Origin of the sequence: Pseudozobellia thermophila (genome assembly GCF_900141855.1) — a bacterium.
GTDB classification, from domain to species: Bacteria; Bacteroidota; Bacteroidia; order Flavobacteriales; family Flavobacteriaceae; genus Pseudozobellia; species Pseudozobellia thermophila.
Map to the genome: position 1 here is coordinate 824,519 of NZ_FQYU01000002.1, position 18,774 is coordinate 843,292.

Here is an 18,774-nt window from a genome sequence, read left to right on the forward strand (position 1 = left end):
CCCCACTTCGGCAGGCTCAATGCACTGCTTCGAAGGTGGGGCACAGGGCGGGGGATGTTCTACAACACCAACGAAAGCCCCTCTTCTACCCTACATAAAACCTGCCTATCTCAGACAACTTACGCTTTTCTGTAAGAATCGAAGTGCAGGAATTTTTATATTAGTGCTGATTTTGGGCAAGCTATAGTCTTGTTTATATCCGAACAGAGAGAGATGTAATTGTGCACAGATACGATTGTTGTACTTCATTCAAAAACAAAAAATAGCATATTCCATTATGTAGATACATAAGCCTACAAAAAAAGAGCTGCTTTTTGCTATGCTCTAAAGTAGTTTAAAAAGAAATTGAACCATGTACCTATCAAACCTCAAACTATGGAACTTTAGAAAATTTGGTACAAATTCTCCAGTTGACTTGGAGAAGCCAAATTTAGATTTGAATTTCACTACGGGAATAAATGTTCTAATTGGCGAAAACGACTCTGGTAAAAGTGCAATTATCGATTCAATAAAACTAACCCTAAAAACTCACAGTTACGAATGGTTCAGGTTAGATTGGGATGATTTTTATGATGGTTCAGATAGATTACGAATTGAATTAAGGTTTGATAATCTTTCAGATGAAGAAGCAAAGAATTTTACAGAATGGTTGGGATGGATTGGTAAAGGAGATGAAGCAAAGCCATTTTTACGGTTGATTTATGATGCTTCAAGAAATCTAGATGATAAATACATCTATCCGTCTGAAGTTAGAGCTGGAGTTGATGAATCTGGGTATCAGCTAACAGCGGAAGCAAGAGAGTATTTAAAAACGACCTATCTCAAACCCTTACGAGATGCTAAATCAGAATTAATTCCTCGTAAGAATTCAAGATTAACACAAATCCTTCAAGGTCATGATGCTTTTAAGGGCAAGGGTGAAGACCATAGATTGGTAAGCTTATTTAGAGATTTTAATGAAGAGGTGAAAAATTATTTTATTGGAAAGAATAAGGAAGGTGAAGACCTCGAAGGTGAAGATTTAAAAGGTTGTGAATTAAAGAAAGAAATAGATAGGTTTATTGAGGCATTTTATGAAGCGAATAAAGAATCCAATTTTGGCGTCCTCGGTAATAATCTTAAAAACATCTTAGAGAAACTCGAGCTATCTATTAAGGATGAACTAAACCCTGGTTTAGGAACTCTAAATAGATTGTTTATGGCTTCAGAATTGCTTCATCTTCAAAAGAAAAATTGGAGTGGTTTAAGATTAGGGTTAATTGAAGAACTAGAAGCTCACCTCCACCCCCAAGCCCAAATGCAAATCATTGAAGCATTGCAAAACGAAGAAAACATTCAATTAATATTAACTACGCATAGTCCTAATTTGGCATCAAAACTAAAACTTGAAAATTTAATTATTTGTAATGACAATAATGCTTTCCCAATGGGAGCGGCCTACACAAAATTAGAGTCTGACAACTATAAGTTTCTCGAAAAATTTCTTGATACAACAAAAGCGAACCTGTTTTTTGCTAAAGGAGTTATTCTGGTAGAAGGTTGGGCTGAAGAAATATTAATTCCCAGCATAGCAAAGGCTATAGGGATAAATCTTACTGAAAAAGGAATTTCAATAGTAAATATTGGAAACACGGGGTTCGACCATTACTCGAAGATATATCTGAGGAAAGAAGAGCCATATATGAAAATTCCGGTAGCGGTAATCACAGATTCGGACATTAGAGATTATGAGAAAGATGGAGATGATTTTGTAAAAAGAGATGATACTACAGTCCAAGTTGAAACACAAGGAGCTATTGATGCGAACAATGCGAAATCTGAACAATCGATAAAATATTATACTGCAAAAAACTGGACTCTGGAGTATTCTTTGTTTAAATCGACTAGCCTAACATCTATTCTGCAAAGCGTGTGCAAGACAATTCATTCAGGAACGGATTGGGATACCGATTTTGAAAAAGCTCTTGCTACAAAATTGATTAATAAAGTATTGAAAAAGACGGAAATTGCATATCAAATAGCCAATAAATTAGACGAAGATTTAAGTAAACCGGCAGAAGATAGAACCATAAACATTGACTCAGAAGATGAAAAAGACAGCATTTTTTATCTAATCCAAGCCATAAGATATGCCGCAAGAAATTAATATAACTAAAGCGGATATTGAATACGCAGAAAAAGTTCTTTTACCTGAAGGAAAAGAGTTTGACGAAGAAAGAAGATTGTTTATCCGTAACTTAGAAACCCTTGACCTACAAGCTGTACCTGGAAGTGGAAAAACAACCGCTCTTCTAGCAAAACTGCTTATCTTGGAAAGGTATATGCCATTAAAAAGTGGGCGTGGTGTATTGGTTATTTCTCATACTAATGCGGCCGTAGATGAGATAAAGGAGCGAATAGGTAAACATTGCCCTAAACTTTTCGCATACCCGAATTTTGTTGGAACCATTCAAAGTTTCGTTGACACATTTCTAGCAATTCCCTTCTATACAAACAAATTCAAGAAAAAACCTTCAAGAATAGATTCTGAAATCTACGATGAGAGATTATCCCAAATTCTTTCTAATCCATGGCATTGTAAATTTGGTCTTTCAAACAATATTTTAAAAAAAATTTTTTATCTCAAGAATGTAAATGAATCCATTTTCTACAAGTATCGATTTGACATAAGTGAAGACGAGATTATTTTAATTAAAGCCTTGAATGGTGAAAAGCTAGAGATTAAAAAACCAAGAAGGGGGCGTAATTATCAAGATTATTCTATAGAAGAGAAATTAAGCTTGTATAATTGGTTTAAAAACCTGAAAATCCACCTGTTAAAGAATAAAGAAGTATTGCATTATGATGATGCATATTTTCTGGCCAATTTATCTTTTAAAAATAACCCCGCTGTCATTACCCTATTACAGAAGCGATTCAAATTCGTTTTTGTAGATGAAATGCAAGACATGGATATCCACCAACATGATTTAATTGAAGCTGTTTTTCATCCTGACGAATCCACTCAATCAATAATTCAAAGAATTGGTGATAAAAACCAAGCTATTTACAATGGAGGATCAGTACATCTTGAAAATATCTGGTCTATTCGAGAAAACATGATGTACATCAATGGAAGTCACAGGCTAAGTCCTAGAATTGCCGAGTTAGTGCAAAATCTTGCACTAACACCAAATCCAGTAGAAGGAAGAAACCTTAATCCTGATGGATCTGCTATTGACATTAAACCTATAATCTTTGTTTACAACGATAATACAATAGAACAAGTTATTCCTTCATTTGCTGAGCAAATAAAAGAATTACAAGTTTCTGGATTAATACCCGAGAACCCAACTAATAAGTTTATGGCAGTTGCTTGGGTAAAAGAGAATGATGATTCCAACAAAATAGCCCTACGCGATTACTGGCCTCATTTTGCAAAAGCCAGTTCTGGCCAACAAATAGATTTCAAAGTCCTTGAAGACTATATCATGTACTTTGATAAAGAGAAAAAAACTTTAGAATCTGTTCGTAAGAACATTTTAAATGCACTTTTAAAGATTCTTCGCTTAGAAAATGTCTCGCATGAAAATGATAGAGTTTACACGAAAAGAAAATTAATTAATTTCTTTAAAACTCTTGAAAACAAGGAATATGAAACATTGAAATTAAATCTTTATAAATGGTCTATCGAATGCATAAGAGGGAAAAGCTTAGAAACTATTACCGCCATTAGAGAGTATATTCCAACTTTTCTTTCTGTGTTTCAAAAAGAGGTTGTTTCTTCAGCAAATTTCATAAATGGAGAATCTGAAATCAATGTAGATGCGCATAAAGATGAGCCTAAAGTAAACAAATTCGATTCTGATGGAATAAATATTGAGATTGGAACTATACACTCAGCAAAAGGACAAACTCACACTGCAACCTTATACCTTGAAACTTTTTACAATAAAGGTTATGGTAACTACGAATCAGAAAGATTACGCAATCAGCTAAAAGGTAAAAACATTGTTGATACACTTAAGAGCAATGTTGGTGGAAAAGATAAAATTCGTCAGACAACCAAAATGGCTTATGTTGGTTTTTCACGACCAACTCACTTGTTATGCATTGCTATTCACAAAGACAGGTTTGATTCGGTTCTATCTGATTTAAATGATGATGATTGGGATATAATTGAAATTGAGACCGTGGATTAACATACACATTGACAGGTCGCATAACACCAACAGGACAAGACAAACTTGCCAAAGAGTATGTTTTTAATATGAACACACAAAAGTACAAAAGAATGTATAGTTCCCCCCCACCAACACAAACGTCACGCTCGTAACAAAATCCCCACTTCGGCCGGCACTTCGACGGGGGGCTATCCCCCACCTTTAAAAGAAAAAAGCCATATGTAAAATAAGGATGCGGGTACAATCGTTTACTTCCTAACGAAAGCTAATCATCTAAAGCAAAACACCTTATCATCCATTCGATCAAACCTTGCTCGTTTTTTTAAGTCCAACCCCATAAACCGATACAAAAACCGATATAACATGAAAAACTTCCTTTTACTACTTGTGATCATGGCATCGTTTACCATCGGCTGTTCCAGCGACGATGACAACAACAACGACAACGACCCGAGCGGGGAGACCGATAGTACTTTTAGCGCCGAACAGCTTTCAAGTGCGGCCCAATACTCCGAGGAAAAAGGCGGAAGTGCCGTTTTGGTGATGGTAGACGGGGAGACCATTTTTGAAGACTACCACAATGGCGCCGATGAACATACCGCGCCCCATATCTATAGTGCCACCAAGCTATACTGGTCGGCCATTGCCGCACTGGCCAAACAGCAAGGCCTTATCGACTACGAGGAAAACGTTTCGAACACCATAACCGAATGGCAGGACACCGGTCTGCATCCCGGAAAAAATGAAATCAAGATCAAACACCTGTTGACCCTTTCTTCCGGACTTTCCCAAAATTTTATGACGATATCCGATGAAAGCGATAGGTACCAATACGCCATTGATGAATTGGACATGGTTAGCGCCCCCGGCGAAAAATTCTCTTACGGACCGAGCAACTATTATATATTCGGGGTTCTTTTGGAGCGAAAATTACAGGAGAAGGGCATTTCCCAAAACCCATTGGAATACCTTGAATCTGAAATTTTCGATAAAATCGGATTGGAGTATGAGAGCTGGACCCATGACGAGGCCGGAAACCCCAATATTCCCAACGGTTGCTACCTGACCCCAAGAAACTGGGTCAAGTTCGGACAGTTTATGATCGACAAGGGCAACTATAACGGCACGCAAATCGTCGAATCTTCGCTGTTGGAAGACATGTTCGTCCCAACGGGACCCAACCCGGGACACGGCAATTTTTGCTGGTTGAACACCAAGAACGGCTATGGCCTCAACCCCCTTGATTCGGCGCCCGACGGGTCAGAGGGCGGCATCATGTATTACGATGGATATACCGAGATCATTGGCGGCCTGGGGGCCGGTAAAAACAGGATGTACCTGATACCTTCGCTCAAAACGGTGATTATACGGCAGACGCAGCTTGGGGAAGATACCTTTGAAGACCATGAGTTTCTCGAACTCCTGTTGAAGGAGTAAATGCCCCGGTGCCCCTTGCCACTGCAAGCTACGGCAACCCTATAGGCCTATGAGCTGTATTTGGTACCGATGAAGCCTTACCTTGCCCATGTTCTCGAGCTTTTTAAGCAGCCGTGAGACAACGACACGGGAGGTGTGCAGCTCATAGGCAATTTCTTGGTGGGTACTTTTAATAGCGGTACTGCCCGTCACCCGCGACTTGTCCTTCAGGTATTTCAAGAGGCGCTCGTCCATCTTTAAAAATGCGATACTGTCTATGGTTTCGAGCAATTCGTTCAGGCGGTCGTTGTAACTCCCGAGAATAAAATTGCGCCAGCTCGGGTACTTGGCCATCCACTCTTCCATCTTGCCCACGGGCACCATGATCAATTTAGCCTCGGTTTCGGCCACGGCCCGTATTTCGCTTCTTTTATGGCTTACGCAGCAACTCAGGGTCATGGCACAGGTTTCACCGTGTTCCAGAAAATAGAGCAGCAACTCGTCGCCCTTGCCATCTTCGCGCATCACCTTTATGACCCCCGATACCAACAGCGGCATCGATTTGATGAACTCCCCTATCTCGATCAGCTTGAACCCTTCGGGCACCTCCTTGTAGGTGGCCACTTGGTTGATCTCACGAAGAAGGGCATCTTCGAAAATATGTGCGTAGTTGTCCTTTAAATATTGGTTCATGGTAAAAATTCTAATCCCGGGTCGTCTCGGTCCGCCTACCGTCCGTTTCCCTTTCGGTCCAAGGGGCTTTCCCCCGGTCGTTCTCTTTAATGCCTATCGTGCCAAGGCGGATGGTCGGTACGGGCCGTGGACGGACAAATCAGGGAATAGGCAAGGCCATAGGCAAAACACAAGGGCCATTTGCCCACATAAGATATAAAATTTGGTCCGTTTCGGTACCTGTTACCGGGCTAATTTTACGCTTGACCCGCCTGCCTAAGCCCCATGCCCGGCCCCTTGGTCAGTGGCGCCTTACGATTTGGCCATTTTTCCGGTAGCGCAGCTCACCAACGAAACGGCCTTTGCCGCTATCGAATTGGCCTCTTCCACGGAGGGATACCCCAGGGCCTTCAGTCGCTCCTTTACGGCCTTTACGTCGTTCGCGGCTTCGTGGTCAAAAGACACCGATGCCGATGCCACGTCGACCGAAAGTTCCGAAATACCGTCCAATTGCGAAATCTTGGAGGTGATGGTCTTGGCACAACCGCCACATTTTAGGTTTTGCACTATAATAGTCGTTTTCATTAGCTTCGTTTATTGGGTTTTACAAAAGGTAGGGCGTATTGATTCCGTGTAAATCACGACCATCTGGCGTAGCCGCCCCTTAGGTCGAAAATTTGTTCAAAGCCCATGTCCACCAGTTTTCTGGCCGCCTTTTGGCTCCGCGCCCCCGAACGGCAATAGATATAGACCGGCTTGGTCTTGTCCAGGGCCTCAAAGGCCTGTTTGAATTTTGTCGGATTGAAAAAATCGATGTTCTTGGCGTTCTTAATGTGTCCGCCATGATATTCGTTGGCGGTCCGCACATCGACCAATTGTACAGGTCGCCCCGAGATGGCCTTGGCGTATTCGTTTTTGTCCAAGACCTTGATTTTATCGGAAGCCTCACTTTTGCTACCGAACAGTGTACTTAAAAATGACATATGTTGTTTTTTAAAAAATGGATAAAAAAGGGAAACGGTCGAAAAGAGCCGTGACCGTTTCCCCCTTCAATAATCAACCAAATCAAATAATTGTTTCAACTCTCCTTTTCGGACCCTTGGGCCGCGATCGGATGGTCTTTGCCCTAGCCCAATTACAGCATTGTGGTCGGGCAGACATACTCCGATGTCTTGATTCCGGTGTTTTTGATCTCGTCGAACCCACCGACCACATCGACAAAATTGTTCCACCCCCGCTGCTTTAAGATCGAAGCGGCGATCATGCTGCGATATCCGCCGGCACAATAGACCACAAAGGGTTTTTCCTTGGGAAACTGTGCCAAGTGCTGGTTGATCTCGTTGAGCGGAATGTTGATCGAGCCTATAACGTGCTCCGAATCGAACTCGCTTTTCTTGCGCACGTCGATAAGCAGGGGTTTCTCGGAAACATAGGCCTTCTCTAGTTCTTCGGGGGCAATACGGTTCAGGGTTTCATATTCCCGCTTGGCCTCCTTCCAGGCATCGAAGCCTCCCTTTAAGTAGCCTATGGTATGGTCATAACCTACACGCGACAATCGGGTAATGGCCTCTTCTTGCCTATCGGGATAGGTAATGAGAAGGATTTCCTGCCTTACATCGGGAATCATTTCGCCCACCCATTGGGCAAAGTTTCCGTCCAAGCCGATATTGATGCTATTGGGAACGAATCCCTTGGCAAAATCGGCGGCATCCCTTGTATCCAACATCAGGGCCCCGGTTTCGTTGGCCACCGCTTCGAAGGCCTCGGGCGACAGGGGCTTTTGGGCACGGTCCATAACCATATCGAGGCTATCGTAGCCCTTAATGTTCATCAATACGTTCTGGGGGAAGTAGCCGGGGGGCGTGGTAAGTCCGGTCAACAGGGCCTCGATAAACTCTTCCTTGCCCATATCGGCCCTTAGGGCGTAATTGGTTTTCTTTTGATGGCCCAAGGTATCGGTAGTTTCACTGCTCATCATCTTACCGCAGGCCGAACCGGCCCCGTGGTTGGGATATACGATCAGGTCGTCGGCCAAGGGCATTATTTTGTTGCGCAAAGAATCGTACAGATGGCCGGCCAACTTCTCTTGGGTCAGGTCTTCCACTACGTGTTGCGCCAAATCGGGCCTACCCACATCGCCGATAAACAAGGTATCTCCGGTGATGATTCCGTGCTCCTTCCCGTTTTCATCGATCAACAGGTAGGTCGTACTCTCCATGGTATGCCCCGGGGTGTGAATGGCCTTTACCTTGTAATCGCCCACATTGAAAATTTGGCCGTCTTTGGCGATGATCGCCTCGTAACCCGGTTTTGCCGTAGGGCCGAAAACGATATCGGCACCTGTCTTCTTTTTTAAATCGAGATGACCACTGACAAAATCGGCGTGAAAATGGGTCTCGAAAACGTATTTGATCTTGGCATTGTCCTTTCTTGCCCTATCGATATAGGGTTGCACCTCGCGGAGCGGGTCAAAAATGGCGGCCTCCCCCTTGCTTTCAAGGTAATAGGCGGCATGCGCCAAACATCCTGTATAAATTTGTTCTATCTTCATGATAATCTGCTTTACTTTTTTTGATTCAGGTAAAACTACAATGACCTAAAAACCTGTGCAGTAACTTTGGTTACAAAGCTGCTGGTTTTTGCCCAAGTCCGGAATGACTTTTGTCAGCTCAAAAAATTTAAGGCACTTTCTTATTTGGACCCGTATGTAAAATTTAAACATCGATTTCCCATCGACAAGAAAATTCCATAGGTGTAGACTTTTACGTATTTTGCACTTTTTTTATATAAGATGCCGCGACCGATATCCCAGGCCGAACAAACACCGATATATAATCGGCAGGCGGCCTTATCATCGACCAGGGATTTTATATAAAGGGCGAAGTTTGACAAACGGTCGCCATGGGCCCTTGGGCCATAATTTACTTCCATAATGCTTAAAATTTTAAAGAAGATAGTTATGTGGACAACCCTATCCGTCGTATCGGTAATCGTTCTATTGATCGGTGCCGTGGCCATTTTTGTAAATACGAGTCCGCAAATGGGCCAACCGCCCAAGGGTTCCGATCTGGAGCGCATCCGGAAATCGGGGAACTACGAAGGGGGCAGTTTTATCAACCCGATGGAAACGAGCACCGGCGATATCTGGGCGGCCCTTAAGGAAATGCCCAAGATGCTTTTCGACGATTCGAACAACCCGCACCGGCCCTTGCCCGTGGCCTTTGTCGACGAAGCCCTGCGCAAGGCCGATAGCGCAACACACCTCACTTGGTTCGGCCATTCGGCCTTTCTGCTCGAATTGCAGGGCCAACGCATCCTGATCGATCCCATGCTGGGCGACGTCGCATCGCCCGTACCCTTTGGCACCAAGCGCTTTGCCTACCAAAGAAATATTCCCCTTGAACAATTAAGGGATATCGACGTAGTCGTCATTTCGCACGACCATTACGATCATTTGGATTACCCCAGCATCATAGGCTTAAAAAACGAAATAAAGCATTTCATCACTCCCTTGGGGGTGGGATCCCACCTTAAATCGTGGGGAGTTCCTTCCGAAAAAATTACCGAGCTCGATTGGTGGGAAAGTGTCCGGATGGGCGGAATAGATTACACGTCGGCGCCTTCCCGACATTTTTCGGGCCGTGGACTTACCGACCGAGATGCCACCCAATGGGCCAGTTGGATACTTAAGGCCCGCGACCAAAACATCTATTTTAGCGGTGACAGTGGCTATGGCCCCCATTTTCGGGAAATCGGGGAGAAATACGGCCCCTTTGACCTTGCCATGATGGAATGCGGGCAATACAATAAGGCTTGGAGCAACATTCACATGATGCCCGAAGAAACCGTACAGGCGGCCATGGATGTTAATGCCAAGGTAACCCTGCCCATACACTGGGGCGCTTTTCGACTGGCACCGCACGGCTGGACGGAATCGGTCGAACGCTTTACCCAAGCCGCCGATAAAAACGAATTGCCCTACCTCCTTCCCGAAATCGGGGAACGCTTTCGACTGGGCAACGATTTTCCAAAAAGGACCTGGTGGACACAGGCCCTATGATCCCTTGAAATCGGGATGCCCTGCCAGTAAAACCTACCCCACCCGGCCTTTCTTTGCGAGGCCATTCAGGTGTTCTAGGGCATGTAAAACACCTGCTCCAAGTCTTTCGAGACCGGACTATCGTCTTCGTTCGTTTCCATAAGGTCGGCCATGTACCCCCACCATTTTCTACATATTTCGGTATCGGCGATCGCATCCCACTTTTCTTCGGATTCCACCTCGGCATATCCGAATAGAATATCGGTCTCGGCATCTAAAAATATACTGTAATTATGCACCCCGTGCTCCTTTAGCACCGCTTCCAGCTCGGGCCAAATGGGGTTGTGCCTTTGGGTATACACGTCGATTTTATCGCGATATACCTTCATTTTAAACGCTTTTCGAATCATATACATCGGTTTTTGCCCCCTTTTTCCGCCAGGGTATCCCAAAAATAAGATGGGTTCGGGGCTTATCCGTCCTGTACCGTGCTGCAGCCCGGTCTTGATCGGAGTATCGGCATACGGCATAGTACAGGACGGATATCCGCGCAAACCCCTTTATCTTGCCTTGACAAACATTGACCCTAAACCACAAACACCCCAACCCGTTTTATGAAAAAAAAGACAACAAACCGTTTCTACCAGCACCTATTGTTTTTTTGTCTGATAGGTATCGCACTGTCATGTAAGGAAAAGGAAACCGCATCGCAGGAAAGAGCGCGGCCCAATGTACTGGTAGTCTTGACCGACCAATGGCGGGCCCAGGCAACCGGTTATGCCGGGGACCCCAATATCAGCACCCCCCACCTCGACCGGCTGGCCGCCGAGAGCGTCAACTTTAAAAATGCCGTATCGGGCATGCCGGTCTGTTCCCCCTTTCGGGCATCGCTATTGACCGGACAACGACCCTTGACCCACGGCGTGTTTATGAACGATGTTCAGCTCGACACCAATGCGGTGACCCTTGCCAAAGTGTTCAACAAGGCCGGATACGACACAGGCTATATCGGCAAATGGCATTTGGACGGCCATGGCCGGCTTCAAAACGTTGCCCCGGGCAAGAGAAGGCAGGGCTTTCAATTCTGGAAGGGCAACGAATGTACCCACAACTACAACCATTCGGTGTATTACGACAACGATGATCCCGAACGAAAAATTTGGGAGGGCTACGATACCTTTGGGCAGACCGATGCCGCCATCGAATATATTTCGGAACGGAAACCGTCGAAAAACCCCTTTATGATAATCCTTTCCTACGGCACCCCACATGCCCCCTACCATACGGCGCCAGAGGAATACCGAAGGCGTTTCGACCCCGAAAAGATCCAGCTTCGCGACAATGTGCCCGACAGTCTCAAGGCACGGGCAAGAAAAGATCTGGCCGGATACTACGCCCATATTGCGGCCATCGACGATATGATCGGCAAGATCATAGCGAACCTCAAAGAAAGCGGTCAATACGAAAACACCCTGATCCTCTTTACTTCGGACCACGGGGACCTGCTAGGTTCCCACGGGGCCTATAAAAAACAGCAACCCTACGAAGAAGCGGCCCGGGTACCCATGTTGTTCCGTATTCCCGAAAGCCTAAAAATCGCCCCAGGGGAACGAAATGCCCTGATGAACTCCGAAGACCTGATGCCGACCCTTTTAGGCCTGTGCGATATTGCCATACCCAATACCGTTGAGGGAATCAACTACCGCCCCTATATGGAAGGGAAGGAAGAAATAGGCGATGCCACCTTACTGACCTGCGTACAACCTTTCGGACAGTGGAACAAGGTACAGCACGGAGGTAGGGAATACAGGGCCCTAAAAACACGACAATACACCTATGCTAGGGACCTGGAAGGGCCATGGCTGCTTTTCGACAACCAAAAAGACCCCTACCAATTGAACAATCTTGTGGGCAATGAGGCCTATGCCGATCTACAGGAAGAATTGGACAGGCAGTTGACCGCACGGCTTAAGGAAACGGGCGACGAGTTTCTTCCCGGTATGACCTATATCGAAAAATGGGGATATCCCGTGGATGAAACGGGCACGGTACCCTATACCCATTAAACCCAATACGACAAAGAAAATGAACAAGGCAGGTGTAAAAACCTGCCTTGTTCCGTTTAAGCTACAATGTACAAGGGGCCTAAAAAGAATTGACCACCAATTTTATTTCGTGCTTACCGGGCCCTAAACGCACCGAACCGAAGGCGGCGTTTACCTTCTTTCCATTGTGCATAAGTACTTTTTGGGGCGACGGTACGATTTCGAACTCCGCCACCATATTGGCCGGAATCTCTATCCCGTAAACCTGGAGCCTGGGGCTTAGGTAGGTATATTTGGCCTTTATGCTTCCCTTTATGGTAGGTACCTCGATACTGCTATTTTTCAAGTCGCCCATTTGCGGTTTTATGGAGGCGATGCCAAAACCGGGGGTTTTGGGCTTAATGCCCCAAAGTCCGCGCGGAATGATATTGGCCGGTACGGCGCCCCATGCGTGGTTCCAATCCAGGTTGTTCTTATACTTTAGGTCCCAAGCTTCGAGGGTCATCGTAGAACCGATACGGATCATATTGTACCAGCTGCGGTCGCTGGTATCGGTCAAGAGGTCCAAGGCGTAATCCGCCGCCCCGGCATTGTAGAGTCCGTCCATCAAATATTGCGAACCATAGACGCTACAGGCCATACCCCGCGACTTTATATGTTCGACCACCGAAGGGATATGCTCTTCGGGCACCATATTGAAGGCCAGGGGCAGCATGTTGGCATGCAGTGCCGCATGGTCGGTTCCGATACCATCGACATAAACACCCCTTTTGGGGTCGAACATCTTTTCGTTGACCGCCTTTTTGGCCTTCAGGGCCCGAAGTTCAAAATCCAAAGCTTCCTGGGTCTTGCCCAGTACTTTGGCAAATTCGGACATAATGACCATGTTCTGGTAATAAAAGGCGTTCACCACCGTGTTGTAATCCTTGAAGACATAGCCATCGCGCTCCCCTTTGTTCGAAGGGTCTCCTCCCCATCCGGCCGAGGGCCAATCAACGATATCCCTGAAGGTCTCTTTCATCTGCTTGGGGAAGCCCAGCTTGGCCATCAGTTCGGGGGTCATTTTCTTTGAGGTTATCAAGCCGTCTTCATTGGCCAGCTCATACAAGGTCTTGTATTTTAGGCGATCGTAATACGTTTCGATAAGTTCGGTATTGCCCGTATACATATAATCGGCATAAAACATAAGCGCCACGTGCTGTTGCCACTCCGTAGGCCAGGTAGGGTGTTCCATAAAATACTCTATGGTCTGTCGGGCTATGGCGTATTCCCGATCCATGGTATAGTGGCTCAATTGGTTCAAATAGGCATCGGCCTCATAGGGAATGCGCTCGCGGTCACCATCGACGTACAAGCCGTTAAAGGTAGTGGCCTTAATGGTGTACTTGCACAGGTCCGACACCTGGTTCAAGATATCATCGGAACTCGAAAAACTACTCGTGTCGTCTTCCCAGTAGCTGTGGTGCGCCAATTGGGTAAAGTTTTCGGCGGTCACCGGTTCCTTGGCCCCCTCGACCTCGAGGTACCTAAAGGGCATCAAGACCGGAAAGCCCTTGGGCAAGGGCAAGGCCTTACCGGGCAGCGTATTGCGCTTGTCGGGCCTTATTTGCAATTGGTATTCGGTCTGATCGGGTCCTACCTCCACTTTGATTTCCTGGTGCCTGATGTGGCTTTTTTCAAAGGGCTTTCTGTTGATCCGTTCCCCATCCAACTGCTCCCCTATCCGAAAAACAAGCGTTTCCTTGGATTTGGCCCGATAGGTAAAATCGAGCGTCGCGAAGGCCGCCTTTCCGAAATCGGCGAAATAGGTGTTCCCTCTTTTTTCAAACCGCACCGGTTTTATCTTATCGACCTGAAAACGGTTCGGTGTGGTTAGGGTCGCCTTGGGATTCCCCATGGTAAACGACTGCGGTTCGGAATACCTTGAAAGCCGGTTGTCGATATCCCAGATACGTACCTTCCAATAGTAGGTTTCCCCGGCCTTTAGTTTTTCGCCCCCGTGTTCTATTTCCGACGAGGCATTGGTTCGCACTTGGCCGCTATCCCAAACATCGCCGATATTGTTATCGATATTTTCCTTGGACGATGCCACCAATAGTTGATAGGCCGATTGCGAAACGGCCCCCTTCGGAACTACCCAGCCGTATTCGGGCTTGGGGTCGATTACGGTAACCCCTTCGGTATTTCGTATCCACTCCACTATCAAATCACTGGGCCCCTGTGAATACGCATCGGAATATTGCAGGATCAATTGATCGGTCTTTTTTCGGAAGGCCTTCAACTTATCGGCGTATTTTGGATTTTTGGCCAGGTTATGTACCTCCTTGGGGTCGTCCTTTAGATAGTACAGCTCTTCAAAAGACTTATCGTTCACGTAGCGGAAGTACTTCCAGTCCTTGGTGCGCACCCCCTCGCTTGGCGGAATATGCTCAAACTCCCATAGGTGCTCGATCAAAACCGTATCGCGCCCCAGGTCTTTGGTCGATTTTTCAACGATGGGCACAAGGCTTTTGCCCTGCCATGTATCGGGCCAGTCAACCCCGGCGAGGTCAAGAATGGTTGGGGCCACATCGACGTTCAAGGCAAAGGCTTCGCTGTCTTTCTGGTTCTTCACCCTGGGGTCATAGACCACCAAGGGCACGCGAACGGAATTATCGTACAGTAGCCATTTGCCTGCCAGCTGCCGTTCGCCCAAGAAGTAACCGTTGTCGCCCATTAAGATAATAACCGTGTTTTTATCGAGTCCCTTTTTCTTCAATTCGGACCTGATTTTTGCGATCTCGCGATCAATGCCCGCGATCATCCGGTAATAGCCCTTTACACTGTGCTGGTATTTCTCGGGGGTATCGTAGCGCCAGGTCCAGCGCAAACGGTTAAACCCGTCGCGAACAAACTGTGGCTGGGCCTCAAAATACTTGTCCTCGGCCAGATCCGGACCAGGCATGTCCATATCCTGGAACAGGGCATCGGACTCGGGCTGCCAAAAATACTGGTCCTTGGCCGAGTCGTGGGCATGGGGAGCGCTAAAGCTCAAAGACAGGCAAAAAGGTTGCGAACCATCGAAGGAATCGATAAAGTCCAAGGCCTTTTGGCCCGTATAGCGGGTAAGGTGTACGGTATCCTTTCCCAAAGTCTTATAGTAGTAGCCCCGTTCATCGTTGTACCTCGTATTACGGTCGTACGATTCGTATTCGTCGAACTGCCGGTCGAGGTGATCGTAGCGAACCCCGTATTTGCCATAAAAGGCCGTATAGTATCCGTTTTCCCTTAGGATGGAAGGATAGGATTCGGCCATGTACGAATCCCGAATATTCCCTGTCTGAAAGTTAAAGCTATGCGTGCGTTCGTAGAGTCCCGTTAAGATACTGGCCCTACTGGCCGCACAGATCGGCGTGGTGACCATGGCATTCTTAAAATAGGTGCCTTCCTTGGCCAGCTTGTCCATTTCGGGCGTGGCGATGTGTTTGTTGCCCGCGTAGCCCAAGGCATCGAAGCGCTGGTCGTCGGTCAAAACAAAGATGATATTCGGCTTTTCCCCTGGCCCGGGGGACGCTTTTTGTGCCCTTGCCGGAAGAAGGCAGGCACAAAGACAGATGGCGGTCAAAATTCGTATTCCCATAAATAAATGTTCTATTGGTATCGTTTACTGCAAGTTGGCTTTCAGGTCGAAAGCAAGCTACTGAAAAATCTCCTTCAAACTTAGGTTTTATAGCGATACGCCCCATCCTGTGCTATCCTGAACAGGAATACATGCCGCCCTAGTACCGGTTTCCCCAAAACGGTGGGCTTCGACCTTTGGCATCGAGATACCGGTGCCGTTTTAGGGCATAAGGAAGGAAATCGGCACAATCGGGAAAAACCACCCCGAAAGGGCAGTATACATACGGCCAAACGGACTTGCCAAGGCCCCATCCCCATGCATGAAACCAACTTTAAAAAACGAAAAAATCGTTTTGATAAAAGAATTCTCGCGAAAAGGCCATGGTTTGTGATAATTTCATGAATTTTGCACCCCTTAAAAAGGATGATCCCAAGAAGACTACCTCTGCACATTTTTGACCTATAAGGTTGGCGGTAGGGTGTCCGACCAATGAAGAATTAAACACGATGGAACTACTCTTCGCCATAAAATTGATCGTTGCCATTGCCCTTGTTATCGGCCTATCGCTTCTGGCCGAAAATGTGAGCCCCAAGGTGGCCGGGATACTATCGGGATACCCCACGGGTTCCGCCATCACCCTGTTCTTCTTCGGACTGGAGGTCAACCCCGATTATGCCGCCAAAAGTGCCGTTTACAACATGATCGGCCTTACGGCCGCCCTAAGCTTTGTGTATATCTATTACATCGCCTCAAAACATTTTGCCAAATTCAACATCCTCCTTTCTTCCCTATCGGCGATCCTGGGGTATTTTGCCGTGGTTTGGCTATTGCACCTTGTCGATATCAACCTGATCATGGCCATAACCCTGCCCATTGCCTTTGCCTTTCTGTACCTCTATCTGTTCAAGGACATTAAGAACATCACCATAGGGACCAAGGCAAGGCTCAATTTTAAGATTCTTTTTGTCCGTGCGTTTTTTGCCTCCCTGATCATTTTGGGGATCACCAGCGTACCCAAATTCGTGGGACCGAGCTGGGCGGGACTTTTTTCGGCCTTCCCAACGACCCTCTTCCCCTTGATACTGATCATCCATTATACCTACTCGAAAGAACACGTACATACCCTTATCAAAAATGTCCCTGTGGGTATGTTTTCCCTGATCATTTACTCCTTGACCATATCGATCGTATACCCCTTGTTCGGTATCTATCTTGGTACCCTGATGTCCTTTGGCACCGCGACGCTCTACCTTCTGGTCTATACGAAGGTCAAAGGTTGGGTGAACCAGCGCAAACGCGTGACGGGGTTAAGGAAAAGAAGCTTTTAAAACACCCCTTAATAGAACACCCCTGAAAAGTAGCCGTAGCTACTTTGCCAGCGCGCCATCTCGATAGAACACCCCTGTAAAGTAGTGTTCCACTACTTTGCCAGCGCGCCATCTCGCCCGCTGCTAACGCAGACGGCGTCCTCAAGGGGACATTAAGCCATAGCACCTCAAAGGGGACAATTAATTCCCCACTTCGACAAGCGCCGTGCAGGCTTTGAAGGGGGTGCCCGAAGGGCGGGGGATGTATTCTAAAACACCTAAAGGACACAACAAAAAACCAACTATCAAGCCCTCTGAACCACTATGAAAAACAAAATAATACCCTACGACCCCAAACTAAAGGAACTGGCCCGACAATTGCGAAAAAACAGCACCCTGTCAGAGGTATTATTATGGCAAAACATAAAAAACAGGGCCTATACCGTACAGTTCCACCGCCAAGTTCCCCTGCTCGATTACATTGTCGATTTTTATTGCCACGAACTAATGCTCGCCATTGAAATAGACGGGAACAGCCACGATTACAAATACGAATACGATAGCACAAGACAGGGCCGGCTGGAAAAGGAAGGTGTACGGTTCTTGCGATTAACCGATGAAGAGGTAAAACAGGAAATGTTCAGCGTATTGTTAAAAATTGAGGAAACCATAAAGCAATTGAAAGAAAAAATGGAATAAGCTATTCAACAAAATTTTGCATCACCCCCGCTGGCGTGAGCGTCACGCCCGTACCATGTTTAAAAACACCCCTGAAAAGCAGACGTAGGCAGCTTCGCCAGCGCGCCATCTCGCCCGCTGCTAACGCAGACGGCGTCCTCAAGGGGACATTACTTTAAGACACCCTCAAGGAATCAATTCCCCCACTTCGACAAGCGCCGTGCAGGCTTCGAAGGGGGTGCCCGAAGGGCGGGGGATGGTTACGACACCAACAGGCCCCTTTGCTAGCCCTATACCCTTACCGACAAGGCCTTCCAGAAAAAAATTCTATATTTGAAGAGGCAAAAATGTTAACCCCTTTCCGTCATTTTCATTAAAGGGCGTATCACATTAAAAAAAAAACGATGAAATCACTTCAACCTTTTTTTGCCCCGATTTTTTTGTCGCTTCTAATTTTAACGGCTTGTAGCAATGACGACGACGCACCGCAAGCAGAACCCACCCCCGAAGAACTGCTTACCGAAACCGGAAAATGGTATATTGAGTATATGGAAAACGAAATCATGGATGATTGTGACAAAAGAACTTCCTATGAGTTTAAGGGCAATACGAATACCGAAATCTGGTATTATACCGATGACACGAGTAGCGATTGTCAGATAGCATATACCAAGACGAACAACTTCGAATGGCTAAGTGACACCCAACTTAGGGTGCTCGACGACGACTATCCCTATGAATTGACCATCAAATCGATATCGGAAACCGAAATGACGGCAGATTTCTATTCCATAGTCAATGACGAAACAAAAGAAATGGTTTTTGACAAAAACCCTGGCGAAGGATAGACCGT

14 protein-coding genes are annotated in these 18,774 nt (G+C 46.3%); 8 read left to right on the top strand and 6 right to left on the bottom strand.

The features are described 5' to 3' along the window. The first annotated feature begins 352 nt into the window (after window positions 1–352). The 3 genes from BUB37_RS08740 (at window position 353) to BUB37_RS08750 (ending at window position 5,600) form a co-directional block, all read left to right on the top strand. A complete protein-coding gene (locus BUB37_RS08740) occupies window positions 353–2,146 on the top strand; it encodes an ATP-dependent nuclease (protein ID WP_072991867.1) in 1,794 nt (597 codons plus the stop codon). After that, a complete protein-coding gene (locus tag BUB37_RS08745) occupies window positions 2,130–4,181 on the top strand; it encodes a UvrD-helicase domain-containing protein (RefSeq protein WP_072991870.1) in 2,052 nt (683 codons plus the stop codon). The genes BUB37_RS08740 and BUB37_RS08745 overlap by 17 nt, the downstream gene beginning before the upstream one ends. Before the next feature lie 345 nt (window positions 4,182–4,526). Continuing rightward, window positions 4,527–5,600, top strand: a complete 1,074-nt coding sequence (locus tag BUB37_RS08750) for a serine hydrolase domain-containing protein (protein WP_094766620.1) — start codon at window positions 4,527–4,529, stop codon at window positions 5,598–5,600. Between the two features lie 39 nt (window positions 5,601–5,639). Here the strand turns inward: BUB37_RS08750 and BUB37_RS08755 are convergent, their stop codons facing one another. The 4 genes from BUB37_RS08755 to BUB37_RS08770 form a co-directional block, all read right to left on the bottom strand. Beyond that, window positions 5,640–6,272 (bottom strand): Crp/Fnr family transcriptional regulator, encoded by a 633-nt coding sequence (locus tag BUB37_RS08755; protein ID WP_072991876.1) that lies wholly within the window; start codon window positions 6,270–6,272, stop codon window positions 5,640–5,642. A 291-nt stretch (window positions 6,273–6,563) separates the two neighbouring features. Next, window positions 6,564–6,836: a heavy-metal-associated domain-containing protein gene (locus tag BUB37_RS08760; RefSeq protein ID WP_072991880.1), complete on the bottom strand. Its 273-nt coding sequence runs from the start codon at window positions 6,834–6,836 to the stop codon at window positions 6,564–6,566. A 53-nt stretch (window positions 6,837–6,889) separates the two neighbouring features. Beyond that, window positions 6,890–7,234 carry a rhodanese-like domain-containing protein gene (locus BUB37_RS08765; protein WP_072991884.1) on the bottom strand — a complete coding sequence of 115 codons (345 nt, stop codon included), beginning with the start codon at window positions 7,232–7,234 and terminating at the stop codon, window positions 6,890–6,892. A 152-nt stretch (window positions 7,235–7,386) separates the two neighbouring features. Then, window positions 7,387–8,802: an MBL fold metallo-hydrolase gene (locus tag BUB37_RS08770; protein WP_072991887.1), complete on the bottom strand. Its 1,416-nt coding sequence runs from the start codon at window positions 8,800–8,802 to the stop codon at window positions 7,387–7,389. Window positions 8,803–9,210: 408 nt separating this feature from the next. Here BUB37_RS08770 and BUB37_RS08780 point away from each other — a divergent pair, with 408 nt between their 5' ends. Beyond that, window positions 9,211–10,311, top strand: coding sequence for an MBL fold metallo-hydrolase (locus BUB37_RS08780; RefSeq protein ID WP_212635273.1), 1,101 nt, complete (start codon window positions 9,211–9,213; stop codon window positions 10,309–10,311). 74 nt (window positions 10,312–10,385) lie between these two features. Here BUB37_RS08780 and rhaM read toward each other — a convergent pair whose 3' ends face one another. Next, window positions 10,386–10,700 carry an L-rhamnose mutarotase gene (rhaM, locus tag BUB37_RS08785; RefSeq protein WP_072992772.1) on the bottom strand — a complete coding sequence of 105 codons (315 nt, stop codon included), beginning with the start codon at window positions 10,698–10,700 and terminating at the stop codon, window positions 10,386–10,388. 204 nt (window positions 10,701–10,904) lie between these two features. Here rhaM and BUB37_RS08790 point away from each other — a divergent pair, with 204 nt between their 5' ends. After that, entirely contained in the window at window positions 10,905–12,356 is a 1,452-nt protein-coding gene (locus BUB37_RS08790) for a sulfatase family protein (protein WP_094766621.1), read from the top strand. Between the two features lie 79 nt (window positions 12,357–12,435). Here the strand turns inward: BUB37_RS08790 and BUB37_RS08795 are convergent, their stop codons facing one another. Further along, window positions 12,436–15,954 (bottom strand): sulfatase-like hydrolase/transferase, encoded by a 3,519-nt coding sequence (locus BUB37_RS08795; protein WP_072991898.1) that lies wholly within the window; start codon window positions 15,952–15,954, stop codon window positions 12,436–12,438. A 488-nt stretch (window positions 15,955–16,442) separates the two neighbouring features. On the opposite strand from BUB37_RS08795, the gene BUB37_RS08800 reads away from it, so the two are divergent. From BUB37_RS08800 to BUB37_RS08810, 3 genes are all read left to right on the top strand, one after another. Then, entirely contained in the window at window positions 16,443–17,264 is an 822-nt protein-coding gene (locus BUB37_RS08800; protein ID WP_072991902.1) for a hypothetical protein, read from the top strand. Between the two features lie 303 nt (window positions 17,265–17,567). Continuing rightward, complete coding sequence (locus BUB37_RS08805; RefSeq protein ID WP_072991905.1) at window positions 17,568–17,942, top strand: endonuclease domain-containing protein; 375 nt, start codon at window positions 17,568–17,570, stop codon at window positions 17,940–17,942. 383 nt (window positions 17,943–18,325) lie between these two features. Beyond that, window positions 18,326–18,769 (top strand): lipocalin-like domain-containing protein, encoded by a 444-nt coding sequence (locus BUB37_RS08810; protein WP_072991909.1) that lies wholly within the window; start codon window positions 18,326–18,328, stop codon window positions 18,767–18,769. Window positions 18,770–18,774: the final 5 nt, after the last annotated feature.